Source organism: Gemmatimonas sp. UBA7669 (assembly GCF_002483225.1).
In the GTDB taxonomy this organism is placed as follows: Bacteria; Gemmatimonadota; Gemmatimonadetes; order Gemmatimonadales; family Gemmatimonadaceae; genus Gemmatimonas.
This window is the reverse complement of sequence record NZ_DLHL01000004.1, coordinates 26,023-51,686: the sequence shown is the minus strand read 5'-3', so window position 1 is coordinate 51,686 and position 25,664 is coordinate 26,023. Positions and strand designations below refer to the sequence as shown.

The 25,664-nt window shown below is 65.6% G+C and carries 20 protein-coding genes and 1 tRNA gene; 7 read left to right on the top strand and 14 right to left on the bottom strand.

The window, feature by feature from the left end; all coding sequences use genetic code 11:
- Nucleotides 1-8: 8 nt before the first annotated feature.
- The 9 genes from mobA to B2747_RS01425 all read right to left on the bottom strand — a co-directional run bounded on the left by mobA (nucleotide 9) and on the right by B2747_RS01425 (nucleotide 11,322).
- Nucleotides 9-626 (bottom strand): molybdenum cofactor guanylyltransferase, encoded by a 618-nt coding sequence (mobA, locus tag B2747_RS01465; protein WP_291155892.1) that lies wholly within the window; start codon nucleotides 624-626, stop codon nucleotides 9-11.
- Nucleotides 627-704: 78 nt separating this feature from the next.
- Nucleotides 705-962, bottom strand: coding sequence for a formate dehydrogenase subunit delta (locus B2747_RS01460; RefSeq protein ID WP_291155890.1), 258 nt, complete (start codon nucleotides 960-962; stop codon nucleotides 705-707).
- On the bottom strand, nucleotides 949-1,794 hold the full coding sequence (locus tag B2747_RS01455) for a formate dehydrogenase accessory sulfurtransferase FdhD (RefSeq protein WP_291155887.1): 846 nt from the start codon (nucleotides 1,792-1,794) through the stop codon (nucleotides 949-951). The genes B2747_RS01460 and B2747_RS01455 overlap by 14 nt, the downstream gene beginning before the upstream one ends.
- Nucleotides 1,795-1,822: 28 nt before the next feature.
- On the bottom strand, nucleotides 1,823-4,534 hold the full coding sequence (gene fdhF / locus B2747_RS01450) for a formate dehydrogenase subunit alpha (protein WP_291155883.1): 2,712 nt from the start codon (nucleotides 4,532-4,534) through the stop codon (nucleotides 1,823-1,825).
- On the bottom strand, nucleotides 4,531-6,147 hold the full coding sequence (locus tag B2747_RS01445) for an NADH-ubiquinone oxidoreductase-F iron-sulfur binding region domain-containing protein (RefSeq protein ID WP_291155880.1): 1,617 nt from the start codon (nucleotides 6,145-6,147) through the stop codon (nucleotides 4,531-4,533). The genes fdhF and B2747_RS01445 overlap by 4 nt, the downstream gene beginning before the upstream one ends.
- Nucleotides 6,144-6,674 carry an NAD(P)H-dependent oxidoreductase subunit E gene (locus B2747_RS01440; protein ID WP_291155877.1) on the bottom strand — a complete coding sequence of 177 codons (531 nt, stop codon included), beginning with the start codon at nucleotides 6,672-6,674 and terminating at the stop codon, nucleotides 6,144-6,146. Before B2747_RS01440 ends, B2747_RS01445 begins: the two co-directional genes overlap by 4 nt.
- 6 nt (nucleotides 6,675-6,680) lie before the next feature.
- The gene (locus B2747_RS01435) at nucleotides 6,681-7,736 is read right to left on the bottom strand and encodes a 2-oxoacid:ferredoxin oxidoreductase subunit beta (protein ID WP_291155874.1); all 1,056 of its coding nucleotides are present in this window, start codon (nucleotides 7,734-7,736) and stop codon (nucleotides 6,681-6,683) included.
- Entirely contained in the window at nucleotides 7,733-9,532 is a 1,800-nt protein-coding gene (locus tag B2747_RS01430) for a 2-oxoacid:acceptor oxidoreductase subunit alpha (RefSeq protein WP_291155872.1), read from the bottom strand. The genes B2747_RS01435 and B2747_RS01430 overlap by 4 nt, the downstream gene beginning before the upstream one ends.
- Nucleotides 9,529-11,322 (bottom strand): FAD-dependent oxidoreductase, encoded by a 1,794-nt coding sequence (locus tag B2747_RS01425; protein WP_291155868.1) that lies wholly within the window; start codon nucleotides 11,320-11,322, stop codon nucleotides 9,529-9,531. Before B2747_RS01425 ends, B2747_RS01430 begins: the two co-directional genes overlap by 4 nt.
- 110 nt (nucleotides 11,323-11,432) lie before the next feature.
- Here B2747_RS01425 and solA point away from each other — a divergent pair, with 110 nt between their 5' ends.
- The 3 genes from solA to B2747_RS01410 all read left to right on the top strand — a co-directional run bounded on the left by solA (nucleotide 11,433) and on the right by B2747_RS01410 (nucleotide 14,713).
- Complete coding sequence (solA, locus tag B2747_RS01420; RefSeq protein WP_291155866.1) at nucleotides 11,433-12,599, top strand: N-methyl-L-tryptophan oxidase; 1,167 nt, start codon at nucleotides 11,433-11,435, stop codon at nucleotides 12,597-12,599.
- Between the two features lie 305 nt (nucleotides 12,600-12,904).
- Nucleotides 12,905-13,579: a PEP-CTERM sorting domain-containing protein gene (locus B2747_RS01415; RefSeq protein ID WP_291155862.1), complete on the top strand. Its 675-nt coding sequence runs from the start codon at nucleotides 12,905-12,907 to the stop codon at nucleotides 13,577-13,579.
- Nucleotides 13,580-13,738: 159 nt separating this feature from the next.
- Nucleotides 13,739-14,713 carry a phosphate/phosphite/phosphonate ABC transporter substrate-binding protein gene (locus tag B2747_RS01410; protein WP_291155859.1) on the top strand — a complete coding sequence of 325 codons (975 nt, stop codon included), beginning with the start codon at nucleotides 13,739-13,741 and terminating at the stop codon, nucleotides 14,711-14,713.
- 70 nt (nucleotides 14,714-14,783) lie between these two features.
- Here B2747_RS01410 and B2747_RS01405 read toward each other — a convergent pair whose 3' ends face one another.
- The 3 genes from B2747_RS01405 to B2747_RS01395 form a co-directional block, all read right to left on the bottom strand.
- Complete coding sequence (locus B2747_RS01405) at nucleotides 14,784-16,853, bottom strand: prolyl oligopeptidase family serine peptidase (protein WP_291155856.1); 2,070 nt, start codon at nucleotides 16,851-16,853, stop codon at nucleotides 14,784-14,786.
- An 83-nt stretch (nucleotides 16,854-16,936) separates the two neighbouring features.
- Nucleotides 16,937-17,018 (bottom strand) — tRNA-Leu (locus tag B2747_RS01400).
- Nucleotides 17,019-17,058: 40 nt separating this feature from the next.
- Entirely contained in the window at nucleotides 17,059-18,510 is a 1,452-nt protein-coding gene (locus B2747_RS01395; protein WP_291155853.1) for a pyridoxal phosphate-dependent decarboxylase family protein, read from the bottom strand.
- Nucleotides 18,511-18,548: 38 nt separating this feature from the next.
- On the opposite strand from B2747_RS01395, the gene B2747_RS01390 reads away from it, so the two are divergent.
- Nucleotides 18,549-19,154 carry an outer membrane beta-barrel protein gene (locus tag B2747_RS01390; protein WP_291155850.1) on the top strand — a complete coding sequence of 202 codons (606 nt, stop codon included), beginning with the start codon at nucleotides 18,549-18,551 and terminating at the stop codon, nucleotides 19,152-19,154.
- A gap of 99 nt (nucleotides 19,155-19,253) precedes the next feature.
- Here the strand turns inward: B2747_RS01390 and B2747_RS01385 are convergent, their stop codons facing one another.
- Together B2747_RS01385 and dnaK are read right to left on the bottom strand one after the other, a co-directional pair.
- The gene (locus tag B2747_RS01385) at nucleotides 19,254-20,780 is read right to left on the bottom strand and encodes a trypsin-like peptidase domain-containing protein (RefSeq protein ID WP_291155847.1); all 1,527 of its coding nucleotides are present in this window, start codon (nucleotides 20,778-20,780) and stop codon (nucleotides 19,254-19,256) included.
- A gap of 132 nt (nucleotides 20,781-20,912) precedes the next feature.
- Complete coding sequence (dnaK, locus tag B2747_RS01380; RefSeq protein ID WP_291155844.1) at nucleotides 20,913-22,850, bottom strand: molecular chaperone DnaK; 1,938 nt, start codon at nucleotides 22,848-22,850, stop codon at nucleotides 20,913-20,915.
- Between the two features lie 209 nt (nucleotides 22,851-23,059).
- On the opposite strand from dnaK, the gene B2747_RS01375 reads away from it, so the two are divergent.
- The 3 genes from B2747_RS01375 to B2747_RS01365 all read left to right on the top strand — a co-directional run bounded on the left by B2747_RS01375 (nucleotide 23,060) and on the right by B2747_RS01365 (nucleotide 25,653).
- Nucleotides 23,060-23,830 (top strand): rhomboid family intramembrane serine protease, encoded by a 771-nt coding sequence (locus tag B2747_RS01375; protein WP_291155841.1) that lies wholly within the window; start codon nucleotides 23,060-23,062, stop codon nucleotides 23,828-23,830.
- Nucleotides 23,831-23,984: 154 nt separating this feature from the next.
- The gene (locus B2747_RS01370) at nucleotides 23,985-24,596 is read left to right on the top strand and encodes a DUF47 domain-containing protein (protein WP_291155838.1); all 612 of its coding nucleotides are present in this window, start codon (nucleotides 23,985-23,987) and stop codon (nucleotides 24,594-24,596) included.
- A gap of 19 nt (nucleotides 24,597-24,615) precedes the next feature.
- Nucleotides 24,616-25,653 carry an inorganic phosphate transporter gene (locus B2747_RS01365; RefSeq protein ID WP_291155835.1) on the top strand — a complete coding sequence of 346 codons (1,038 nt, stop codon included), beginning with the start codon at nucleotides 24,616-24,618 and terminating at the stop codon, nucleotides 25,651-25,653.
- Nucleotides 25,654-25,664: the final 11 nt, after the last annotated feature.

The window sequence follows — 25,664 nt, the reverse complement described above, 5'->3', positions numbered from 1 at the left end:
CAGCTCCGTCAGCCCAATTGACGGAGCTGCGACGGCTCGTCAATGCTGATCATTTGGTTGGCGAGATCCGCAGCCGGAACACATTCCGCACCGTGCGCCGCGAGCCAGCCGGCCACTGAGCGAGACTCCGAGTGCTTGAGGGCGTCCGCCGCCGTGAGCATGACCGCACGCGGAATGAGCGCAAACAGTGGTTGTCGCCGTTCGCCATCGTGCGCCACGCGTGCTGCGTCCGTGTACCCGGTGCGGTGTCCCACGAGACGCTGCACCAGTGCGGCGGAGACGAACGGGACATCGCCCGCGCACACAAACGCCCAGGGCGTTGGCAGGTGATGCGCGGCGGCGGCAATGCCGGCCAGCGGGCCGAGTCCCGGTTCCGCATCGCAGATAACCTCACATGGCCCGAAGGGCAGCCGGTCGTGTGCGAGCTGGCGATACGCATCGAGTGATCGATTGGCCACCAGCAGCACCTGCGAGACGGAGCCGTCAAGACCGTCCAGAACGTGCTGGACCAACGGACGACCGCCAAAAGGCAGCAAGGGCTTGTCTGCGCCGCCCATGCGTTGACCCTCGCCTCCACAGAGCACTACCGCCGTGATGTCCGCGGCCGTAATGTCGGCCGCGATCACGGTGAGACCGCCACACGCGTGTTCAGCATGCCGTTCACTCTCGCGTTCACTCTCGCGTTCACTCCCGGCAGCAGCGAGCTACTCATCGATGCGACGCAGCAGCTGCTCCGCCGCGCGGCGTGCCAGCGGATGCCATGACTCCGACGCGGGGGCGAGCCCCGTCACCAGCGCCAGCAGTTCCTTGCGCTGGGATGGGGCCCAGAACTTTTCGATGTGATCGAGTACGCCGGCCACGGCATCGGTTTCCGGATAAGGCGCAAAGAAGGCTGCGATCTGGTTGGCCATGCGCAGCACATCGGGTGGGCCGTCATTCACGTGGTGATCACCGGTGGGCATGGTAAGACTCCGGTGCTGGTGCTGAGATCGAGGCTGGCGCGTGCTCAAAGTGGGCCACCTGCGGCTCAGTACGCCCGTCACGGGCCACGCTGCAGAGGGGCAGGCCCAGATGTCTCGACCACTGCAGCGCCATGCTGGTTGGGGCCGACCAGGTGGCAAGAAGCCGCGCTGCGGTATGCGCCGTCTTGTGCACCAGTTCATAGCTGCCGCGGCTGGACATCACGACAAACCCATCGCGCGCCAGCTCCGGGTCTGCATTGGGCCCGTAGAGTGCGCCAACGAGCTTGTCGAGCGCATTGTGACGTCCCACGTCCTCGCGGACGAGCACGACCTCGCCGGACGGCAGGCACCAGGCGGCGGCGTGTGCGGAGTGCGTGAGGGCGTTGAGCGGCTGGCGCTGATGCATCTGGGCGAAGGCGGAAAGCACGATGCCGTCAGGTATCGCCGGGGGATGGACGCGGGGCAGGGCCTGCGTGCGGGTGGCCAGCTGCGCGAGGCTCTCCATGCCACAGAGGCCGCAACTGCTGTTGGGCATGCCCGTTTGGTTTGGTGAATGCTGTACACTGGCCAGGTTGGCGTTCAGCTGCACCTCCACCCGATACTCACCCAACAGGTGATGCTCCTGCACCGACGCGATGGATGCGGGTTCGATCACACCAAACTCGGTGCGCAGCACACCGCGCGCGAGATCGGCCAGGTCGGCAGGCGTCGCCATGAGCACCACCAGCGGCTGACCGTTCAGCATGATCTGCACCGCGGCTTCGTCCACAATACCCCACGAGACCGTCCGCTCGGCGACACCACGGCCGATGTGAACGGATTCGTGGACCACACCTGCTTGCCGAGTCCGCGCAGCGGCCTCAGTCAACGGGACGCACCTCGACGGCCGTCACCTTGTACTCCGGGCAGTTGGTGGCCCAGTCGGAGTACTCGGTAGTAACCACGTTGGCTGCGGCTTCGGGATGATGGAAGGTGGTGTACACAATGCCTTCCGGTACGCGGTCGGTCACCTGCGCATGCAGCGTGATGGCGCCCTTTCGACTGGCCAACTGCACACCATCCCCTGTGCCGATTCCACGAAGCTCCGCGTCGTGCGGATGGATTTCCAGCACGTCTTCGGTGTGCCAGGTACTGTTGGCCGTGCGACGTGTCTGGGTGCCCACGTTGTACTGCGAAAGAATGCGACCGGTCGTAAGCAGCAGCGGATAGCGCCGCGTGGACCGCTCATCGGTGGGCACGTACTGTGTGAGCAGGAAGCGCCCCTTGCCGCGCACAAAGCCCTGCTCGTGCATGATCCGTGTTCCGCGCGGCGTCTCGGCGGTGCAGGGCCACTGCACACTGCCCACCTCGTCGAGATAGGCAAAGGACACGCCGGAGAACGATGGCGTGAGCGCCGCAATCTCATCCATGATGGCCGACGCGGACGGGTAGCTCATCGGATAGCCCATGGCCGTGGCCAGTCGGCACACGGCCTCCCACTCGTGCAGTCCGCTGCGCGGCGGCGAGGTGGGACGTACGCGGTTGATGCGTCGTTCGGCGTTGGTGAAGGTGCCGTCCTTCTCGAGAAAGGCCGTGCCGGGCAGGAACACGTGTGCGTACTTGGCCGTCTCGTTGAGGAACAGGTCCTGCACCACCACACAGTCCATGGCTTCAAGTGCCTGCACGACATGTGTGGTGTCGGGATCGGACTGCGCGAGATCCTCACCCTGGATGAACATGCCACGGAACGTGCCACCGCGCGCCGAGGCCAGCATGTTGGGGATGCGCAGGCCGGGCTCGGGGTCGAGTGACACCTGCCAGGCACTTTCGAAGACACCGCGCACGGCACTATCCGAGATATGCCGGTAGCCGGGAAGTTCGTGCGGAAAGGATCCCATGTCGCAGGACCCCTGCACGTTGTTCTGTCCACGCAGGGGATTGACGCCCGTGCCCTCGCGGCCCACCTGGCCGGCCACCATGGCCAGATTGGCGATGCCCAGGACCATGGTGCTGCCCTGGCTGTGCTCGGTCACGCCCAGGCCATAATAAATGGCACTGTTGCCGCCGGTGGCGTAGAGACGAGCGGCGGCGCGCAGTTCGGCTGCCGGAACACCGGTGATGGACTCGGTTGCTTCCGGAGCATGCTCGGGACGCGCAATGAACTCGCGCCATTGCGCGAACGATACCGTGTCGCAGCGCTCCTGTACAAAGGTCTCGTTGACCAGCCCCTCGGTGACGATGACATGCGCCAACGCGTTGATGACCGCCACATTGGTGCCGGGCCTGAGCTGCAGGTGGTGCGTGGCGGTGATGTGTGGGCTGCGCACGAGGTCGATGCGCCGCGGGTCGATGACAATGAGCTTGGCGCCCTGACGCAGGCGCCGCTTCATGCGTGACGCAAACACCGGATGCGCATCGGTGGGGTTGGCGCCAATGACCACAATGACGTCCGCGTGCGCCACGCTGCGGAAGTCCTGCGTGCCCGCCGACGTGCCGAAGGTCTGCTTGAGGCCGTAGCCCGTGGGTGAGTGACAGACCCGCGCGCAGGTATCCACGTTGTTGTTGTGGAACGCGGCGCGCACCATCTTTTGCACCACGTACACTTCTTCGTTGGTGCAGCGCGATGAGGTGACGCCACCGATGGCCTCGCGGCCGTGCGCGGCCTGAATGGCCTGGAATCGCGCCGCCGCAAAGGCGATGGCTTCATCCCACGACACCTGACGCCAATCGTCGGAAGTACGCTCGCGGATCATGGGCCGCAGCACGCGGTCAGGATGCGTGGCGTACCCCCACGCAAACCGGCCCTTCACACAGGAGTGCCCTTCGTTGGCGCCGCCACTGCTGTCAGGCGTCATGCGCACCACGTCGGTGCCCTTGAGCTCCGCAACGAAGGAGCAGCCCACACCGCAGTAGGCGCAGGTGGTCTTGACCTGCCGGTCCGGTTGCCCCGCGTCAATGACCGTCTTTTCGATGAGCGTTGCCGTTGGGCAGGCCTGCACGCAGGCGCCGCAGGACACACACTCGGACTCGAGGAAACTTTCCTCCATACCAGCCGCAACTTTACTGGCGAACCCACGGTCGGTGATGCTGAGCGCCAGCGTGCCCTGGATTTCGTCACAGGCGCGGACGCAGCGTGAGCACACGATGCACTTAGCCGGATCGAAACTGAAATACGGATTCGACGCGTCCTTCTGCGCCTGCAGATGGTTGGCACCATCGTAGCCATAGCGCACTTCGCGCAGTCCGACCGCCCCCGCCATGTCCTGCAATTCACAGTCGCCGTTGGCCGCGCAGGTGAGACAGTCCAGCGGGTGATCGGAGATGTACAGCTCCATCACGTTGCGGCGCACACGCGCCACGGTGGGCGACTGCGTGCGCACCACCATGCCCGCTTCCAGCGGAGTGGTGCACGAGGCGGGCAAACCCTTTCTTCCCTCGATCTCCACCACACACAAGCGGCAGGAGCCGAAGGCCTTGAGTGAGTCGGTGGCGCAGAGCTTGGGAATGTTCACGCCGGCAGCCCTGGCCGCCTGAAGCACGGACGTGCCAGGCGGCACGGCCACTTCCATGCCATCGATACGTGCGGTGATCATGCCACCTCCTGGGTGACCGATTCCTGGATGGTCAATTCCGCAGCCGTGGACGCCGACGTCAGCAGGTCGGCGGTGAAGTGCGTCATGATGCTGCGCACGGGCAGAGGCGTGAGGCCGCCCATCGCGCACAGCGAGCCGAACTCCATGGTTTCGCAGAGTTCGCCCAGCAGCTCCCAGTTGGCGCGGACGTTCTCGCCTCGGCGCAGCTTGGCAATGACCTCAACCCCCCGTGTGGAGCCGATGCGGCAGGGCGTACACTTGCCGCAGGACTCGATGGCGCAGAACTCCATCGCAAACTGCGCCATGGCGCCGAGATTGACCGAGTCGTCAAAGAGCACGATGCCACCGTGACCCAGCATGGCACCAATACCCGCGAAGTGCTCGTAGCTGAGCGGCGTGTCCCACTGCGATGCCGGCAGGTAGGCGCCAAGCGGTCCGCCCACCTGCACGGCGCGAAGAGCCCGTCCGCTGCGAGTCCCACCGGCAAAGGTCTCCAGCAGTTCACGGAGCGTGATGCCGAACGGGAGTTCCACCAGCCCGCCCTGCGCTACATTGCCGGCCAACTGAAATGGCATGGTGCCACGCGAACGGTCCACACCAAAGCCCGCATACTGCGCCGCACCCTGCGCCAGCACATCCGGCACGGCGGCCAGCGTGAGCACGTTGTTGATGACGGTGGGACAGCCAAAGAGACCTTCCACGGCGGGGAGTGGAGGCTTGCTGCGCACCTGGCCCCGTCGCCCTTCGAGGCTCTCCAGCAACGCGGTCTCTTCGCCGCAAATGTACGCGCCCGCTCCGACACGCAGCGCGATATCAAATGCGTGCGGCGTGTCCAGCACACGCGAGCCGAGCAGGCCGGCCTCACGTGCACGATGCAACGCCGCTTCGAACGTGCGAATGGTGCGCGGATACTCCGAGCGCAGATACACATAGCCCTGCTGCGCGCCCACGGCGAGGCCGGCGATGATCATCCCCTCCATGAGGCGGAAGGGATCGGCTTCCATGATCAGCCGATCGGCAAACGTGCCGGAGTCTCCCTCGTCCGCATTGCAAACCACGTAGCGGGTTGCTGCGGTCGTCTGCTGCACCGTGCGCCACTTGATGCCGGTGGGAAAGGCGGCTCCGCCGCGTCCACGCAGGCCCGAGTCGATGACCTCCTGCACGATGGCGGGCTGCTCGAGCTGCAACGCACGCTGCAAGCCATGGAGACCACCGGTATCGCGGTACTCATCAAGTGAGAGCGGGTCGATGCGGCCCACCCGCGAGAACATCAGCCGACGCTGCATACGGAACCACGGATGATCCTCCACCAGACCGATGCCGTGCGCGTGTGACTGGCCGGGCAGGTCCTGGCTGTCACGCTCCGCATGCAGCAGATCGAGCAGGGCGGGGACATCGGCGGAAGACAGCCGGGAAAAGCCAACACGCCCCTTCGCCGTGTCGATTTCCACCAGGGGCTCGAGCCAGGCCGCGCCTCGTGAGCCGTTGCGCACCAGCTGCAACTCGGCATCGACATGTCGCGCAGCCCACTCCTGTACGGCAGCGGCCACGTCATCGGCGCCCACCGACGCCGCCGCCGTGTCACTGGGGACGTAGACCCGCCAGGCCGTCATGGGTCGGGTCGCTCCACGTGGGCGGCGGTGTCTGGGTAGTCGGCCAGCAAGCGCTCAAGTCGCTCCGGCGTGACGCGGCCATAGACGGTCTCGCCAATACGCAGTGACGGACCGAGGGCACAGTTGCCGAGGCAGTAGGTGGCCTGCGCGTGCCAGCGCTGGTTGGGGACCACCTCTCCCAATGCGGCCCCGCGCCGACGCGTCAAGTACGCATCGAGATCCTGACAGCCCACCGCGCGACAGGCTTCGGCCATGCACACCTGGACCACCGTGTCGCCAACAGGCGACTCGCGGAAGTCGTGATAGAACGTCACCACACCGTGCACTTCGGCGCGTGAGAGATTGAAGTGCGCGGCAATGGCGCGCGTCGCGGCGTGGGAAACACAGCCCACGCGCGCCTGCACCTGATGCAACAACGGCAGCAGGTACTCGGCGCGCGGGGGAAAGGCTGCGAAGAGCTCATGCAGGACGGCGAGTTCATCACCATCCGGCATGGCCGACGCGAACGCGGACGCAGGATGCGTCATGACGCCTCAGCGATAGCGCTCCATGAGGGAATCGAGTGCCGCCTTGCCGGGGCACAGCGACTCGAACGGCAGGTCCACCAGGGGCGTGGCCGGCGTGCGCAGGTAGTCATGCATGTCCCGCCCGTTCTCATCCACGAAGAGCAGGCCGGTGGCAATCTCGCCGCGTGTCTGACAGGCCCGCACATGTGCGTAGGCCGACTCGCGGTTGGTGGGGTTGTAGTCCGACGCGGTGGCGCGCAGACGAACCATGCCACCGTCGTGCAACGTTACGGTGCGCACTTCCTCGTCCGTCTCAGGCACCGTGATTTCGCGCTGCAGGGGCACGAAGTCGGTGTGCACGGCTTCCACCTCATGCTCGCGGGTGAACGCGTAGCTCTTGGTGGACCCTTCGTGATCGTTGAAGCTCACGCAGGGCGAGATGATGTCGATGATGGCAAAGCCCTTGTGCGCGATACCCGCCTTGATGATGGGCACGAGCTGCTTCTTGTCTCCGGAGAAGGAGCGCGCAACGAACGTGGCGCCGAGGGTGAGGGCCAGCAGCACCGGATCAATGGGGGTCTGCTCGTTGGCTTCGCCCTTCTTGGACTTGGAGCCCACATCGGCCGATGCGGAGAACTGGCCCTTGGTCAGGCCATAGACGCCGTTGTTCTCCAGCAGGTAAAGCATGTTCACATTGCGCCGAATGGCGTGTGACAGCTGCCCGAGCCCAATGGACAGCGAGTCACCGTCGCCAGACACACCGATGTAGGTCAGACTGCGATTGGCCGCGGCCGCACCCGAGGTGACCGACGGCATGCGGCCGTGCACGGAGTTGAAGCCGTGCGACTGCTTCATGAAGTACGCGGTCGTCTTGGACGAGCAGCCGATGCCGCTCATCTTGCCGATGCGATGAGGCTCGAGCTCGAGTTCCCAGCCAGCCTGCACGACGGCCGCGGTGACAGAATCGTGTCCGCACCCGGCGCAGAGCGTGGACATGGCGCCTTCGTAGTCCCGCAACGTGAGGCCGAGGCCGTTGGTGCGTGAGCTGGGGTGCCGAACGGGAGGTTTGGCGATCGAGGTCATGCGGGCACCTGCGCGAGATGGCGGAGCACACCGTCCACGACCACCTTGGCGGTAAGCGGCATGCCGCCGTAGTCGAGAATGGAGGTCATGCTGTCACGGGGAATGCCAAGCTCCACCGCCAGCAGGGCGCGGAGTTGGGCGTCGCGATTCTGTTCGATGACGAAGTTGCGATCGTGCGCGTCGAAGAACTCACGCACCTCGCTGCCGAAGGGGAAGGCGCGGATGCGCATGACATCGACTGTTACCCCCTGGTCGCGCAAACGGTCGGCAGCTTCGCGTACGGCGGCGTCACAGCCACCAATGGTGACCAGCCCCACCTCGGCGCCAGGCTGAAGCGTGAAGACCGGCTTGGGCATGACCGTGGCCGCGTGCTCAAACTTGCGCTTGAGACGATCGACGAGCTCCTGATACGCGTCGGAGTCCTCGGTGTACGCCGCGTGCTTGTCGTGGCCGGAACCGCGCACGAAGTAGGCGCCCTTGCCGCCCACGCCGGGCAGTGTGCGGGCGGCAATGCCGTCGCCGTCCACGTCGAGATAGCGCGAGAACTTCTGGATCTTGTCGAGGTCTTCCTTGTGCAGGACCTTGCCGCGATCGGGCCGGTAGCTGTCGTCCCAGCTGAGCCGCTTCACCATCCAGTCGTTCATGCCGATGTCGAGATCGGTGGCGACGAAGACCGGTGTCTGGAAGCGCTCCGACAGGTCAAACGACTGCACCGCCAACTCAAAGGCTTCGCCCGGGTTGGCCGGGAAGAGCACCAAGTGCTTGGTGTCGCCGTGTGACGCGTAGGCCAGTGACAGGAGGTCGGCCTGTTGCGTACGGGTGGGCATACCCGTGGCCGGTCCGCAGCGCTGAATGTCGAAGAAGACCGCCGGAATGTCGGTGTAGTACGCGAGCCCAATGAACTCCTGCATCAGCGAGATGCCGGGGCCCGAGGTGTTCGTGAACGCGCGTGCACCCGCCCAACCGGCGCCGATGATGATGCCGGCAGCGGCCAGCTCGTCCTCGGCTTGCAGAATGGCAAACTTGTGTTCGCCCGTGGCCTTGTCCACGCGATACTTCTCGCAGAAGGCCTTGAACTGCTCCATGAGGGCGGTGGCCGGCGTGATGGGATACCACGCGCCTACGGTCGCGCCGGCAAATACCGCGCCCAGCGCACAGGCCGTGTTGCCATCGATGAGGATGGAGTCGCTGGTGGCATCCATCTTCTCGAGATGGAAGGGCAGCGGGCACTGGAAGTTGGCCTTGGCGTACTCGTAGCCCAGCTGGATGGCCTTGTGGTTGGACTCGAGCAGCTTGGGCTTCTTGCCGTACTTCTCCGAGAGCATGCCCGACACCACGTCCATGTCGATGTTGAGCAGCGCCGCGAGCGACCCGGCATACACGATGTTGCGCAGCAGCGTGCGGTCGCGATCGCCCTGGAAGTTCTCCACGCAGATGCGGCCGAAGGGAATCCCCATGATGGTGATGCCTTCGCGCACGAGATCGGGATCGAGCGGCCACGACGAGTCGTAGAGCAGGAAGCCGCCCGGCCGGACGGTGGCCACGTCCTTGGCGTAGGTGGACGGATTGAGCGCCACCACCAGGTCCACTTCGCTCGGACGCGCCGTGTAGCCGTCCTTGCTGACGCGGATCTCGTACCAGGTGGGCAACCCCTGGATGTTGGAGGGGAAGATGTTCTTGCCCGTCACCGGGATGCCCATGCGGAAGATGGCCTGCATGAGCAAACCGTTGGCACTGGCGGAGCCGGTGCCGTTGACGGTGCCGATCTTGAACGAGAAATCGTTGACGCCGTTCATACGCTGGCCATCCCGGCGAGCATGCCCGCCACGGGCTTTCTGAGATCAAAGAGTTGCATGTCCCACGCCGCGGTGGGGCAGCGTTCGGCGCAGAGTCCGCAGTGCAGGCAGACGTCTTCGTCCTTCACCATGACACGCTTGGTCTGCGGCAGGCCATCGGACACGTAGATGGCCTGATCGGTATTGAGTGCGGGCGCCGACAAACGGGTACGCAGATCGGCTTCGGACGTGCCGTTGGTGGTGATGGTGAGACAGTTGGTGGGGCAGATGTCCACGCAGGCGTCGCACTCGATGCACTGTGACGCGGTGAAGTGCGTTTGGATGTCGCAGTTGAGACAGCGCCCGACCTCGGTGGCGATCTGCTCCGCCGTGAAACCCAACTCGACTTCCGTGACGAGATCTTTGAAGCGCTTGCTCAGGTCCTCGTGCTGCATCTTGGCGCGCTTGGCCGACTCGTAGTCGTTGTCGTAGGCCCACGAATGCATGCCCACCTTGGCGCTCACCAGCGACATGCCGTAGGCGGGCCGATCGTTCACATCGCGGCCGTGACACTGCGCGTCAATGGAGATGGCGGCCGCATGACCGTGCGCCACGGCCCAGATGATGTTCTCGGGGCCCCAGGCGGCATCACCACCGAAGAACACCTTGGGATGCGTGCTCTGATGGGTGGTCTTGTCCACCTTGGGCATGCCCTTGGCGTCGAACTCCACGCCGATGTCGCGCTCGATCCACTCGAAGGCGTTGTCCTGGCCAATGGCGAGAATGACCTGATCGCAGGGAATGACGACCGTGCCGGTGACCGTGCTCGTCTGCTTGCCGCTGGCGTCTTCGGTCCACTGCAGGACTTCGAACTCCATGCCCACGAGCCTGCCGTTCTCCACGACCATGCGCTTGGGCGCGTGGTTCTCGATGATCTCGACCAGCTCTTCTTCGGCGTCTTCGAGTTCCCACGGCGAGGCCTTGAAGTGCTTGCGGCCGCGCCGCGCCACCACCTTGACGTCGGTGGCGCCGAGGCGCTTGGAGGTGCGGCAGCAGTCCATGGCCGTGTTGCCCACACCAATGATGATGACCCGCGGGCCGAGCTTGTCGATGTGTCCGAAGTGCACGTTGGCGAGAAACTCGATGCCGATGTGCACCGACTCCGGCGCGTCCCAGCGACCGGGGATGTCGAGTTCCTTGCCCTTGGGTGCGCCGCTGCCCACGAACACGGCGTCGTAGCCCTCGTCGAGCAGGCCCTTGAGACTGGTGACGGCCGTGCCGTATTTCATGGTGGCACCCATGTCGATGACATAGGCGCATTCCTCGTCGAGCACCTGCGCGGGCAGGCGGAAGGACGGGATGTTGATGCGCATGAGGCCACCGGGCGTGGCGTTGCGCTCGAAAATGGTGACGTCGTACCCCAGCGGCAGCAGGTCGTTGGCGACGGTGAGCGACGCCGGCCCCGCACCCACCAGCGCGACGCGCTTGCCGTTCTTGACCGCCGGCGCCTTGGGCAGGTGCGCGCTGATGTCGTCGCGATGATCGGCGGCCACGCGCTTGAGCCGGCAGATGGCCACCGGCTTTTCTTCCACGCGGCCGCGGCGGCAGGCGGGCTCACAGGGGCGGTCGCACACGCGCCCCAGAATGCCCGGGAAGACGTTGGATTCGCGATTGAGGAGATACGACTCGGTGTACCGCCCCTGGGCAATCAGGCGGATGTAGCCGGGGACGTTGGTATGGGCCGGACAGGCCCACTGGCAATCCACGACCCGGTGGTAGTATTGCGGGTCGGAGACATCGGTTACTGCCATGTGGCGGGGCTCCTGGGGAGAGATGTACTGGTATCGCTAGCATGGGCTGTGGACCGACGCTCGGCAAGAAGGGAAACCCGGATCTTCACGTCCCGAATGGAGAGATTTCGATGGCCAGCGCGTACGACGTGATCGTGGTCGGCATCGGCGGGATGGGCAGTGCGGCGGCGTATCATCTCGCCGCGCGCGGTCAGCGGGTGCTTGGGCTCGAGCAGCACGGTCTCGGCCACGCGTTCGGATCCTCGCACGGGCTGACGCGGATCATCCGGTTGGCCTACTTCGAGGACCCGTCGTACGTGCCGCTGCTGCGGCGGGCGTTCACGCTCTGGCGCGACCTGGAGCAGGGGTTGTCCGAGCCGTTGTTGCACGTGACGGGCGGGCTCGATGTGGGGTGGGCGGGCAGTCCGGTGTTCGACGGCTCGCTGGAGAGCTGTCGGGTGCACGGTCTCGATCATGAGGTGCTCGACGGCCAGCGACTCTCGGCGCGCTTTCCGGGTTGGCGGCCGGCGCCCGGGGCGATGGCGGTGTACCAGCCCGATGCCGGATTTCTTACCCCGGAGCGGTGCATTCAGGCGCACGCCGCGCGGGCAGAGGCGCATGGGGCCGTGATCCGGACCCATGAGCGCGTCATCGAGGTGACGACGAACGCTGGTTCGGTGACGGTGCGCACCGAACGGGGCACGTATTCGGCCGGTCAGGTGGTGCTCACGGCCGGACCGTGGATGGGTGATCTGGTGCCTGCGCTGCGGGGGGTGCTGCAGCCGGAGCGGCAGGTGCTGGGGTGGTTCGGCATCGCCGACACGGCGGCGTTTGCACCGGCGAACTTTCCCGTGTTCGTGATGGACGCCGAGGAAGGGCAGTACTACGGCTTCCCGCAATACGGCGCGCCTGGCTTCAAGATCGGCAAGTACCACCATCGCTTCGAACGGGTGCATCCGGACACCATGTCACGCGTGTGCGAGGCCGAGGACGAAGCGGCGTTACGGGCCGCGGTATCGCGGTATTTCCCCGGCGCCAACGGCCCGCTGCAGCAGTCGGCGGCGTGCCTGTTCACGAATACCCCCGACGAACATTTCATCATCGACCGGGCACCTGGGGCACCGGAGTTGCTGGTGGTATCTGCCTGCTCTGGGCACGGCTTCAAGTTCGGCAGCGTGATCGGGGAGATCTGTGCGGATGTGGTGACGGGGGGCGCCACCGCGCACGACATCGGGTTGTTCGGGGTGGCGCGGTTTGGCGCGGCCGTGGCGTTGTCCGACGGCCCGCGCGTCTCGTAGGGCGCGCTCCCCAGAACTGTGGCCCCAACGCCGCATTCATCAAGACCGCTGTCGTGGGGACAGACCGTGGCGGTGTGCGATAAGCCGATGGCGTTGTGCGGTTTAGCCCGCCGGCAGGCCTAAAAATCTGATTTGTGATGCGTTTGGCCCCACTCTTGCACGGGCGGCTGGTAGTCGATCTCCGTTCCGCGGTCGGCGCGCGGTCGGCACCCGGTGCTCCCTGCCGTGAGCCTTCGTGCAGCCCCCCTCCGACTACCCCGCCTCGGGGAGTCCCCGACCCTTCACATCAGGGAGTCGCTGTTTTCATGCCCACCCACAAGCGTCAGTCGTTCTCGAATTTCGTGGCCAAGGGCAGCGCGCTGCTGCTCGCCGCCGCATTGACCCTCGCGCCGCGAGCCGAAGCCCAGGGATTTCGCTACACCTATACAAGCCAGACTTTTGCCCAGGCGTCGGGGTCGCTCACGACAGCTGATCGCCTGACGTTCTCTTTCGACGTTGCGAACCAGTTGGGCTTCGGGGCGCAATACAACCTGTCGCCGTCGGTGTGGTATCTGACCGTTGGCGCCGTCTCGGGGAACTCCACGTCACTAGGCGCGACGCTCACGCAGCTCACCTTGAACGTGCTGGCCAACGGCAGCATCGACGCGGCCTGCATTACGGCGAGCACGCCCGGTGCGACTGTGTTCGTGAATAACGGCACCAGCATTGGTTCGATGCTGGTGATGACGACCTGTTCCAGCACAGCGACGACGTTGGAAACCGGTACCGTGATCGGCGGGTCCGGGTCCAACAGCCAATCACCAACGAATCCAACGGCGCGCTACGGCACCTGGATCGTTGAGGGCATTCTGCCGCCCGTCACCCCGCCCGTCACCCCGCCGGTGACCGTCCCGGAGCCCGGTTCGCTGGCCCTTACCGGGGCGGGCCTGCTGGCGCTGGCGGCAGCGCGCCGTCGTCGGTCGGCGAACCGGGCGGCCTGAGCCTCGGCCCGCCTCGCTGAATGGTCTCTGTGCCGCCGTCGCGCGTTGTTGTGGCGGCGATGAGGCGAGATGCGGTGTGACACGATGCCCTGTCGGCGAATGCTGGCAGGGCTGTCGTTTTTCTGATGACGGTGTGAGGTGCGCCGGGGTAGCACTCGCATGCGACGTATCCTTTGCCCACCGCCGGCGCACTGTTCGGCGCCCGGCGCGCTCACGACCCTGCACATCGCTCTCGCGTGGTGCATGCTCGCTGCGGCCCCCACCGCGCTGCCCGCTCAGTCGCACGACACGCTGGCCGTTGGCACGTACGCCTACGGCACCGTCGACCGGCGGGCCGCTGTGTCGCCGCTGGCCGAGTACCTTGGCAACGCACTGCAGCGTCCTGTTCGCGTGGTGGTCGCGCCCGATCCGGTGGCGCTGGCCGACTCGGTGCAGCGCGAACGGGTGGACGTGGTGGTCACGAACACGTTCGGTTACCTGCTCCTCGCCGATGCGGTGCCGCAGCGCGCCGTGGCCGTGTCCGTGTTTCACGTGCCACCCGGAGTGCGCACGCACTACAGCGCCGTGCTAGCGACCACGGATGATGGCCTTCGCGACCTTGCCGCGCTCAAGGCGAAGGCGCACACGACTGCCGTAGCGTTCGTGAGCCCGGGCTCGACGACCGGCAACCTCGTGCCGCGGCTTGCGTTGGCCGCGCGCGGGGTTGGCGATCTCGACGCGCAGGTGCGACGTGTCACCTATGCTGGCACGCACGCGGCGGCGTTCGATCTGCTGCGCACCGGCGCCGTGCAGGTGGCGGGGCTGGCTACCGAAGAATACGAACGCCAGCTGGCGCGCCTCACCCACAGCGAGCGGACACGTTTTCGTGTGCTGTGGGAATCGCCCGACATTCGACTGGGGCCGGTGGCGGTACGAGCGAGTCTACCCGCCACAGTGCGCGAACGCGTGCGCACAGCGCTGGTTGGGCTCGAGCAGCGAGACCCGCCAGCGTTCGCGGCCCTCCGCGCCGGATGGACAGAGGCACGTCTGGCCGACGGGCTGGTCGCAGCGACAGACAGCAGCTACGCCGAGGTGCGCCAGTTGTTTGGTCAGGGAGAAACACTGGCGGCGCTGATCGCGCGGTTTTCGCGGTAGAGGACATCGGGACGAACGCACACGACGACGCTTCCACCTCGCCGAAAGCTCACGTGCCGACCCCGACATATCACTCCTTCGCCGTGCCCGGTCGCTTCACGCCCAGCTGGCTCGTGATGAAGCCGAACGTATCGCCGAGGTCCGCCAGCCCAATGCCCCCGTGCCCTCCGGTGGTGTCGGCGCGCAGGAGTACCGGGCGGTCGCACGACTGCGCCGCTTGCAGCGCTGCCGCGAATTTGAAGGCGTTCCACGCCGGAACAACTTGATCGTTGAAGGCGGTCGTGATCAGCGTGGACGGATAGCAGGCGCCTGGCCGCACGTTGTGCAGCGACGAACTCGCGCGCAGGAACGGCACGTGGGTAGGGTTCTGTGGCGAGCCATACTGCGCGCTGTGCGCGCCCGGGTCGAAGCGCAGCAGGTCCGTGGGCGGCACGTTCGCGATGGCGACGCGGAACAGTTCCGGGCGCTGGTTGATGACAGACGTCACGAGCAGTCCGCCGTTGGAGCCGCCGAGGATGGCGAGCCGTTCTGCCGACGTATACCGCTCGCGGATCAGAAACTCCGCGGCGGCAATGAAGTCGTCGAAGGTCGTCTGTTTCCGGCCGAGCATTGCGGCCTCGTACCACCCCCGCCCGAACTCACCGCCGCCACGCAGTGATGGCGCCGCCAGCACGAAGCCGAGTTCCAGCAGGGCAATCGCCCCGACTCCAAAGTTCGGCAACTCGATCGAACTCGATGCACCGTACCCAGTCAAGACGGTGGGGTGAGAGCCGTCCATCGCCAGTCCACGACGGTGCGCCACGAACATCGGCACCTTCACACCGTCCTTCGCCGTGTACCAAACCTGCCGGATCTCGTACGGGTCGGCGGGTGATGGCGTCTTGAGGTCGAGCTCCGCCGTGTCGCGGCCGGTTGTGAGGGCGTAGCGACGTCGCGTGGGGACGAATCCTTCGACCGCGCGCACCACGAGCGCGCCTGCCGTATCGGACTGGATGCTCGTGATCGTCGACATCGGCCGGATCGGCAGCTCGCGGACGAGGCGCCCATCGCGTTCGTACACCCGTATTCCGTGCTGCACGTTCCGCACGAACCGCACCACGAAGCGACCGTCTATCTCCTCGACGCGGTCGATCACATCGTCGCTTGGCGGCACGACCTCGCGCCACTGCTGGGCGGCGGGTGTGCGAATGGAAAAAACCACCAGTCGGCGCCGCGGTGCGCCGCGATCGGTGAACAGGTAGAGACTATCGCCGCGCGTGGCCACCACGCGGTACGCGGCGTCTCGTGTGGCCGAGAGCGCGACCAGCGCACCATCGATCGCCGGGCGCGCCGGATCGCGCAGGTCGAGCACGTGCAGGCGCGAGTCGATCTGCCCCAGGTCATCCACGTAGGGGCCGGTCCCTTCGGAAACGAAGAGGAAGCGGCCGTCGGCGGAGAACTCCTGGTCGACGTTCACGTCGGTCACCGTGGCACCCATGCGCAGGATGACCAGGTCGCTCGCCTGCGGCGTACCGGCCACGTGATAGTACACACCGGGGCCCGCCCGCTTGGCACGGCTAGTCAGCGCGGGCTTGGAGGCCCGAACGTAAAAGAAGCCGCGACCATCCTGCGTCCACAGCATCGCGTGTCCGTACAAGCCCTCAAGTCGTTCCGCGAGGTCGGCGCCATCGGCTACCCGCCGGATGCGCCCCTCCGACCAATCACTGCCGTTGGTGGAGACCTGGTACGCCGCATAGCGCCGATCGGGGGACACCCATACGCCGTCGAGCGACTCGCCGGCCGCCAGTGATGAGTCAGTGACCAGCGGCGCCTCGCGTTCAGCGCGGCGCGTTGACGGTTCGCGCCAAAAGGCGGTCAGCTCGTCCACCCGCGTCAGCAACCACGGTCGCACGTCGTTGTCGCGCAGATACGGGAGGGCCAGTGCCGTCTGCGCCGCCGCCCAGTCGCGTACCTCGCGCTCGTCGAGCTGCTCGAGCCAACGGTACGGGTCGCGGATTCTCGTACCGTAATAGTCATCGACGACGCCAACCGTACGCGTCACCGGATAGGGCGGTCGGGAAGGGCGGGGATCACGCTGCGCGGACGCAGCCAACGGCCCAGATGTCAGGAGCAGCAGGGCGAACAGCATCGCACGCGTCATCGATGTCCTCTTGTGTTCGACCGCGCGGGATGATCACGGGCCTCCGTCGCGCGCGGGGCCTCTTGTATCCATCACTCTGGCTATGCGAACGCCCGGACTCGAACCGGGATGGGTTGCCCCGCCAGCTCCTAAGGCTGGTGCGTCTACCAATTTCGCCACGTCCGCAAACCGGGCCCGATGTCTCGGGCCCAGCATCGCAAGATAATCAAGTCGACGGGGACTGCGGCAGCGCGGCCTCGGCCTCCAGGAACCCAAGCAGCTGCGCCAGGGAGCGCTCCACGTCAGTCAGCGTGCCTGCCGGGTGAATCGTGCACAGCCGGAGCGCCGGGCGCTCGCCCAGCATGGTGGACATGATGAGCGCCTGCCCCTCGAGGCGCATGCGATCCACGGCCCGTGCCGTCACCGCATCCACCGCGGCCGGCGACAGGGACGGGTGGCGGTAGCGAAAGGTGATGATGCCCATCTGCGCCGGTGTGACGATCTCCCACGACGGCGACGCCCGCAACACGCGCTCTGCATGCTCGGCCTGCAGAAAGCCGGACTCGATGGCTTCACGAAACGCCGGCAGGCCAAAGGCCCTGAGGGAGAGCCACAACTTGATGGCCTTGGCGCTGCGCGTGAGCTGAATGCCCCGGTCGTAGAAGTTGACGTCGGCCTGCACATGCCGCGCGACGTCGGCGAGGTAGTCGGCGTGGTCGTCGTCCCCCACGTGAAAGGCGTGCACCAGGTGACGTGGATCGCGCACCAGCAGACAGCCCAACTCGTACGGCTGGAACAGCCACTTGTGCGGATCGAGCGTGATGGAGTCGGCGCGCTCCATGCCATCGAGCAGCGCGCGCCCACGCGGCGTAAAGGCCGCCGCCGCCCCGTACGCGCCGTCCACGTGCATCCAGACATCATGCTCGGCGCAGAGGTCGGCCACCTCGTGCAGCGGGTCAATGGCGCCCGTGTTGGTGGTACCGGCATTCGCCACGACACACAGCGGGCGACGTCCTGCTGCCAGGTCGGCTTCAATGGCCGCCCGCAGGGCCGGCACCGACAAACGCAGCGTCGCGTCGGTGGGAATGAGGCGGCGCTGATCGCGCGCGAAGCCCAGCACCCGCAGTGCCTTGAACAACGAGGAATGCGTTTGATCGGAGCAGTAGACAACGGCCCGCGCATCGTGCGCGCCCATCTTGACCTCGCGGGCGGTGACGAGAGCCGTGAGGTTGGCCATGGAGCCACCACTTACGAAGATGCCGCTGCTGCCGGTCGGCATGCCACAGAGCCTGCACAGCCACTCGAGGACCGTCAGCTCGATTTGCGAGGCCGCCGAGGAGGCGAGCCAGTGCCCGGCAAAGAGATTGTGGCCACTGACCAGGAAATCGGCCACGGCACTCACGAAATTCGTGGGGCTGGGGACGAACGCGTAGAAACGCGGATGGTCGGCGTGGAAGGCATTGGGGAAGACCTCGCGGGCCAGCAGGTCCAGCAGGTCTTCCGGCGGCGTGGCCTGTTCGGGCAGGTCCGTGTGCAGCCTGGCGACCGCATCGGACTTTGTGATGGTCGTCGCAGGCGGCAGGTCACGCCGCGTGGCAAAATGGTGTATGACCATCTCGAGCGCGCGCTCGCCCAGGGCGCGCATCTCGGTACGGGACAGTTCGAGAGGAGTCGTCACGTGCCAAATGTAGTCGCAATCACACAACAGGAGGCAGCATGCACCACAGACTCAAACGCACGCGGTGGAGCCGGGTGACGGGCTATATGATGGCGCTCGCGTTGGGCGTGGCCGGAACGGCCCAGGCCCAGGCGGGCGCAGGACGCGGGTTGTTCGTGGGTCTGCAGTATGCCGGCGCGTCGGTGAGCGTGAAGGAGGCGGCGGAGAACCTCGAGTTCGGCAGCGGCTTTGGTCTGCACGCCGGCTTCGGCATGAGCGACAAGGTGTCGGTGCTCGTGAACTTCGACCGCAATGTGCTGAACCGTCGGCGCGACGATGAGAACGTGACCGTGTCGCAGTATGACGCGCTGCTGCGTTACCAGCTTTTCCCCGGCGCGGACTCCCCGATTCGCGTATTCGGGACTGCCGGCGCAACGGGTCGTGCAGCGAGTGGCAGCACGGAATTCGAAGGCGTCGCGCCAACGGCTGGTGCGGGCGTGCAACTCCACGTGTCGTCGAGCGTTGCGCTGACTGGCACGGCCCTTTGGACCTTTGGCAACCTGACGAGTCTGCAGGAAATCACGGATGGGGGCACAACGCGTGAGACGTTCCGTTCGACTGGCACACGGGTGCAGGTGGGCGCATCGCTGTATCTCTTCCGCTGAACGCAGGCCAGTTTCACAAACACATCGGGGCGTCTGGTCATTGGCCAGACGCCCCGACGCATGTTGCCAGGTGTGGTGACGGCCTACAGGCCTACGGCATCAGCCACCAACACGCAGGTTGACCACGCGCTGGCCGAGCCGCGGATCCAGCGACTGCACGAGTAGACTCACGTAGTCGCCATCCTTGAGACCACCAAGAATGTCCTGCAGGTCGGCCACGCTGCGAATGTCACGACGCGGCGTGGGATAAAGCACAGCCAGCACGATGTCGCTACCGGCAAAGAGGCGATCGCGCGCCGGGCCGTCTTCTGCGACGTCGGCCACACGCACACCACGACCGTTCGTGCGCAAACGCGTGGCGACATCGGCGGGCAGCGGCTCCACGGACAGGCCGAGCTTGCCAGAGGCGGGGTTGGCCTTGCTGGCCGCATCCTCGGTATTCACGGCCAGCGCCGCATTGGTCTCCGCTTCCACCAGCTTGACCTTGAAGGTCTTCTTGGTGCCGAAGCGCATGACCTCTACCGGAATGACGTCGCCCACACGCCGCTGACGCACAGCGCGCTGCAGCGAGCTCACACGATCCACCGGCTTGCCGTCCACGGTGATGATGAGGTCACCGACCTCGATGCCCGCCGCCTTGGCCGGACCCGCATCCGCCGGGTTGAAGCCCGCGACCTTCACACCGCCAACGCGCGAGAGGCCGTTGATGCCGGCGTCCTCGGGGAGCGCGGCTTGGACGGACACACCCATGACCGGCAGACGCACGCGACCATCCTTGATGAGCGCGTCGGTGACGTTCTTGACCAGTGTGATGGGAATGGCAAAGCCGTAGCCCGAGTAGAAACCCGTCTGGCTGGCAATGGCGCTGTTGAGGCCAATGACCTCACCACGCATGTTGATGAGCGGGCCACCCGAGTTGCCGGGATTGATGGCCGCATCGGTCTGGATGAAATCGGAGACCGTGAAGCTGCCGGCGTTGGGCAGGTTGATTTCCGAGCCGCGGCCCTTGGCCGAGATGATGCCGGCCGTGACGGTGAAGTCGAGGCCGAGCGGATTGCCGACCGCCAACACCCACTCACCAATGCGTGTGGTCTCGTCATCGCCGATGTTGAGCGTGGGCAGACCACGCGCGTCGATCTTGAGCACCGCCACATCGGTGGTGGAATCGCTGCCGATGACTCGCGCCTTGAAGATGCGCCCGTCGCTGAGCGTGATGGACACCTGATCGGCGTCGGCCACGACATGGTGGTTGGTGACGATGTATCCGTCACCGCTCAGGATGAAGCCCGAGCCCTCGCCGCGCTGCTGCCGCGGCTGCGGCGCGCCGAACTGCTCGAGAAAGTCCTCCATGCCCTGCGGCACGCGGCCGCGCATGTTGGCACGCGGCCGGGCCGTGCGTGAAGTGTTCACCGCAACGACGCCGGGAGTCACGCGCTCGGCGATGTCGGCAAACGTGGACGTGCCCTCGGGACTGGAGGGGCCACGCACGACCGCCGGACGATTGCCGGTGGTGCTCTGGGCCCAACTGATCTTCGTCCAGTCCATGCCGGACGCAAAGAGCACACCGCCGGCGAAGCACACAGCGGAGGCGGTGGCAAAGCGGAATCGGGAGTAGCGTGCAGCCATGGTTCGGTCAGGTTGGTGTCACAGGGTCCAACTACACACGGAGATCAGACACCGAAGCCCCGCCGGGAGTTTCCGACGGGGCCTGATGGAACATACGCCGATCCGGCCCTCGGGGGAGGGTGCCGTGCCGGATTACTTCTTGTCGTCGACGATTTCGTAGTCGGCCTCGACCACGTCTTCGGCCTTGGCGCCACTGGCACCGGCCGCGGCCTCGCCCTCGGGCGCTGCGCCCTCGGCCTCGGACGGCGCCGACTGCTGCTGATAAAAGGCCTGGCCTGCCTCGCTGTAGGCCTTGCTCAGCTCTTCCTGGGCCGCGCGGATCTCGGCGATGTCGTCACCACGCAGCGCCTTGCGCGAACGCTCGACGGCCGCGTCGATGCGCTCCTTGAGATTCGCCGGGACCTTGTCGCCCCACTCCTTCACGTTCTTTTCGACTTCGTAGGTCTGCGAGTCGAGACGGTTGCGCGTGTCGATTTCCTCGCGACGCTTCTTGTCCTCGGCCGCGTTCTTCTCCGCGTCCTTGACCATCTTGTCGATGTCGTTGTCGGAGAGCCCGCTCGACGCTTCGATGCGGATTTTCTGTTCCTTGGCCGTCGCCTTGTCGCGCGCCGTCACGTGCAGGATGCCGTTGGCGTCGATGTCAAACGTGACCTCGACCTGCGGCATGCCGCGCGGTGCGGGCGGAATGCCCGTGAGCTGGAACTTGCCGATCGTACGGTTATACACCGCCAGATCGCGCTCGCCCTGCAGCACGTGGATTTCCACCGTCGTCTGGTTGTCGTCGGCCGTGGAGAAGGTTTCCGCCTTCTTCGTCGGGATGGTGGTGTTGCGCGGGATGAGCACCGTCATCACGCCACCGAGCGTTTCGATGCCGAGCGAGAGCGGCGTCACGTCGAGCAGGAGTACGTCCTTCTGCTCGCCGGTGAGCACGGCGCCCTGGATGGCGGCGCCAACGGCCACCACTTCGTCCGGATTCACGCCCTTGTTGGGCTCCTTGCCGAAGAACTCCTTGACCACCTGCTGGATCTTCGGAATGCGCGTCGAGCCACCCACGAGGATGACCTCGTCGACTTCGCTCGGCTGCATGCCGGCGTCCTTGAGCGCCTGCTTCATGGGCTCGAGCGTGCGCTGCACGAGATCGTCCACGAGCTGCTCAAACTTGGCACGCGTGAGCGTGTAGTTGAGGTGCTTGGGGCCCGAGGCGTCGGCGGTGATGAAGGGCAGGTTGATGTCGGTCGTGCTCGCGCTCGACAGCTCCATCTTGGCCTTCTCGCCGGCTTCCTTGAGACGCTGCAGCGCCATCGGGTCCTTGGACAGGTCGATGGCCTGGTCGCGCTTGAACTCCGCCACCAGCCAGTCGATGACACGCTGGTCGAAGTCGTCACCGCCGAGGTGCGTATCGCCGTTGGTGGACTTCACCTCGAACTGGCGCGTGCCATCCACGTCGTAGAGCTCGAGGATGGAAATGTCATAGGTGCCGCCACCCAGGTCGAACACGGCCACCTTTTCGTCCTTCTTCTTGTTCTTGTCGAGACCGTAGGCCAGTGCGGCCGCGGTGGGCTCGTTGACGATGCGCAGCACTTCGAGGCCGGCAATCTTGCCGGCGTCCTTGGTGGCCTGACGCTGGGCGTCGTTGAAGTAGGCCGGGACGGTCACCACGGCCTTGGATACGCTATGTCCGAGGTAGTCTTCGGCCGTCTGCTTCATCTTCTGCAGGATCATGGCCGAGATCTCGGGCGGCGTGTAGCGCTTGCCGCCCACTTCCACGGCCGCCACGTCGTTCGGGCCGGCAACGAGCTTATAGGGCACGCGCGCCTGCTCGCTCTGCGCCTCGGCCACGCGGCGGCCCATGAAGCGCTTGATCGAGAAGATGGTGTTTTGCGGATTGGTGACGGCCTGCCGCTTGGCGATCTGGCCAACGAGGCGCTCGCCGTCCTTGGTAAAGCCGACCACCGAGGGGGTGGTGCGGCCACCTTCTGCGTTCGGAATGACGACGGGATCGCCACCTTCGAGCACCGCCACCACGGAGTTGGTGGTGCCAAGGTCGATGCCGATAACTTTTTCAGCCATGGAAGTCTCGATTGAGGTCCAGGCGTGGCGGGGTCGTACGTACCAGGGCGACCGATTCGCCCGTTCCCGCCACGGCTACCCTTGCCATTGGCAATGGTTGGGCCGAGAATCTTCTGCCTAGTCGGCGCAGGTACGAGGTTGGGGGGAGGATTTCTGACTGCCGGAACGGCAGGCTGTCATTTTGACCACCAGATGAGCCACAGGCTGCCATGTTTCCGTATGCCGATGACAACCCGACGCTGCGCCGCCCGGTGGTCACGATCGGGCTTCTGGCGCTCACCTGGGCGGTGTGGATCCTCGTCCAGGGAGCCGGGAGTCCGTTCCCGCTGGCGGTGAGCGTCTGCGATCTGGGCTTTGTACCGGGCGAGATCTCCGGCCGGGCCCCGCTGGGATTTGGCGTCCCGCTGGGCCGTGTCGGCAACCAGGAGCTGGCCTGCGTCATCGACGACCAGTCGATCAACTGGTTTACCCCGGTCCTGTCGATCTTCCTGCACGGGAGCTGGGGCCACCTGATCGGTAACTCGTTGTACCTCTGGGTATTCGGCAACAATGTCGAGGACAGCATGGGGCGCGTGCGTTTCTTCGCTTTCTACCTGCTGACGGGGATCACCGCGGCCTTTGCCCACCTCGCGGTGGATCCGGCGTCTCCCGTGCCCACCGTGGGCGCGTCCGGCGCCATCTCGGGCATCATGGGGGCCTATCTGCTGCTGTATCCCAGCGTGCGTGTCCGCACCTTCATTCCCCCGTTCTTTTTCGTCGGCTTACCGGCCTGGCTGGTGCTGGTGTTCTGGTTCCTCAGTCAAGTGGTGGCCGGACTGCCCGAGCTCTCGCCCCTCAGGCGCGAAATCTCCGGCGGCGTGGCAGTGTGGGCGCACGTTGGCGGCTTTGTGGCCGGAGCGCTGCTCGTCCGCTGGTTTGCACGCGACGAGTTTGTCCGCCGTCGGCGTGCGGTATCGGACGCCAGAGCGGTTTGGCACTGAACTGTTCGTCTGCGCGGGTGTTCCCGCGCACGTGTATCGCTCGTGTCACGAACCTTCGCGAGTTCGTGACATGCCGTGGCGCCGCAGGCCGGTTGGCGCGATTCTTCCTGCTCGCGCCGCAATGGCGCCAACCGTACTCAGCCCACACGATCCCGTGAAGCTTTTCTCCAAAGACGAGACGTTCTTCGACCTGTTCCGCCAGCAGGCTGTCTACATCGGCGATGCCGCCACTCTGCTGCGCACCATGTTCGAGAACCCGTCCAACGCGGCGCAGATCTCGGTGCAGATCAAAAAGGTCGAAACCGATGGCGACGCCATCGTGCACACGATCAATCAGCGCATCGACACGAGCTTTGTCACCCCGCTCGACCGCGAAGACATTCACCTGCTGGCCAAGCGCCTCGACAACGTCATCGATCTCATCAACGGGGCCTCGCGCCGCGTGGTGATGTTCCGCGTGTCCACGGCGCGCGACGGTGGGGTGCAGATGGCCGATGTGCTGGTGCGCTGCGGCAAGGAGATTCTTGCGTCGGTAGGGGATGTGACCAAGCGCCAGCGCATGATGGAGCATGGCCGTCTCATCAAGCAGCTCGAGGAAGAGGGCGACGTGCTGTACGCCCAGTCGGTGGGTGCGCTGTTCGAGCGCGACGAACCGGCCATCGAGGTGCTCAAGTGGAAGGAAATCTTCGACGCCCTCGAGGAGGCCATCGACGAGTGCGAGGACGTGTCCAACGCCCTCGAGAGCATCGCGCTCAAGAACAGCTGACGCGAAGCACCCATATCACGTGGTTACCTTCGTCCTGTTCATCGTGGTCGTCGCGCTGGCGTTCGACTTCATCAACGGCTTCCACGATTCCGCCAATTCCATCGCCACGATCGTCGGCACCCGGGTTCTGAGCCCGCTGGCCGCCGTGGTCTGGGCCGCTGTCTTCAACTTCTCGGCGCTGTTCTTCGTCGGTACCGCTGTGGCCAAGTCCGTGGCTGCGGGCTTCATCGATCTCGCGGTCGTCGACGCCAACGTCATCCTCGGTGGCCTGCTCGGCGCCATCATCTGGAATCTCATCACCTGGTGGTTCGGCATTCCGTCGAGCTCCTCGCACGCTCTCATTGGCGGTTATGCGGGAGCCGCGGTGGCCAAGGCCGGCTTTGCCGCGCTGCTGTGGGGCAAGAAGTGGATCGAGACCCTCTCGGCCATCGTTCTTTCGCCCACACTTGGCGCACTCATGGGCTTCCTGCTCATGGTCATCGTCTTCAGCACCTTCCGCAACATCGCCAAGAACAAGTCGGAGAAGTTCTTCCGGGTGGCGCAGCTCACCAGTTCTGCCTTGCTGTCGCTGGCGCACGGTGGCAATGACGCGCAGAAGACCATGGGTATCATCGTGGGCTTGCTCGTTGCCACGCAGGCCACGTTTGCCAACCAGACCGGTTTCCTCGCGCACTTTCATGTGACGTCGCTGGACACCATTCCGGTGTGGGTGGAGCTGAGTGCCTATACGATGATCTCGCTGGGCACACTGTTTGGCGGCTGGCGCATCGTGCATACCATGGGCACCCGCATCACCAAGCTCCGTCCGGTGGGCGGGTTCTGCGCCGAGACGGGCGGCGCCATGGTCATTCTGGCTGCATCCAAGTTCGGCATTCCGGTGAGCACGACGCACACCATCACCGGCGCGATTGTCGGTGTGGGCGCCACCAATCGTCTCTCGGCCGTACGCTGGGGCCTCGCCGGACGCATTGTCTGGGCGTGGGTGGTCACCATTCCCGCCAGCGCGGCCATGGCCGCGCTGAGTTACTGGTTGCTCGCCGCATTCAATCCCCTCTGACCGGAGGCGCG

Bases quoted from the DNA above. Each gene is read 5' to 3' on its own strand.
- B2747_RS01410 (WP_291155859.1), top strand. From the start codon at position 13,739: ATGCGACGTATCCTTTGCCCACCGCCGGCGCACTGTTCGGCGCCCGGC.
- B2747_RS01390 (WP_291155850.1), top strand. From the start codon at position 18,549: ATGCACCACAGACTCAAACGCACGCGGTGGAGCCGGGTGACGGGCTAT.
- B2747_RS01425 (WP_291155868.1), bottom strand. From the start codon at position 11,322: ATGGCAGTAACCGATGTCTCCGACCCGCAATACTACCACCGGGTCGTG.
- solA (WP_291155866.1), top strand. From the start codon at position 11,433: ATGGCCAGCGCGTACGACGTGATCGTGGTCGGCATCGGCGGGATGGGC.
- B2747_RS01375 (WP_291155841.1), top strand. From the start codon at position 23,060: ATGTTTCCGTATGCCGATGACAACCCGACGCTGCGCCGCCCGGTGGTC.
- B2747_RS01430 (WP_291155872.1), bottom strand. From the start codon at position 9,532: ATGAACGGCGTCAACGATTTCTCGTTCAAGATCGGCACCGTCAACGGC.
- B2747_RS01460 (WP_291155890.1), bottom strand. From the start codon at position 962: ATGCCCACCGGTGATCACCACGTGAATGACGGCCCACCCGATGTGCTG.
- fdhF (WP_291155883.1), bottom strand. From the start codon at position 4,534: ATGATCACCGCACGTATCGATGGCATGGAAGTGGCCGTGCCGCCTGGC.
- B2747_RS01405 (WP_291155856.1), bottom strand. From the start codon at position 16,853: ATGACGCGTGCGATGCTGTTCGCCCTGCTGCTCCTGACATCTGGGCCG.
- B2747_RS01435 (WP_291155874.1), bottom strand. From the start codon at position 7,736: ATGACCTCGATCGCCAAACCTCCCGTTCGGCACCCCAGCTCACGCACC.
- B2747_RS01445 (WP_291155880.1), bottom strand. From the start codon at position 6,147: ATGACGGCCTGGCGGGTCTACGTCCCCAGTGACACGGCGGCGGCGTCG.
- B2747_RS01385 (WP_291155847.1), bottom strand. From the start codon at position 20,780: ATGGCTGCACGCTACTCCCGATTCCGCTTTGCCACCGCCTCCGCTGTG.
- B2747_RS01440 (WP_291155877.1), bottom strand. From the start codon at position 6,674: ATGACGCATCCTGCGTCCGCGTTCGCGTCGGCCATGCCGGATGGTGAT.
- dnaK (WP_291155844.1), bottom strand. From the start codon at position 22,850: ATGGCTGAAAAAGTTATCGGCATCGACCTTGGCACCACCAACTCCGTG.
- B2747_RS01415 (WP_291155862.1), top strand. From the start codon at position 12,905: ATGCCCACCCACAAGCGTCAGTCGTTCTCGAATTTCGTGGCCAAGGGC.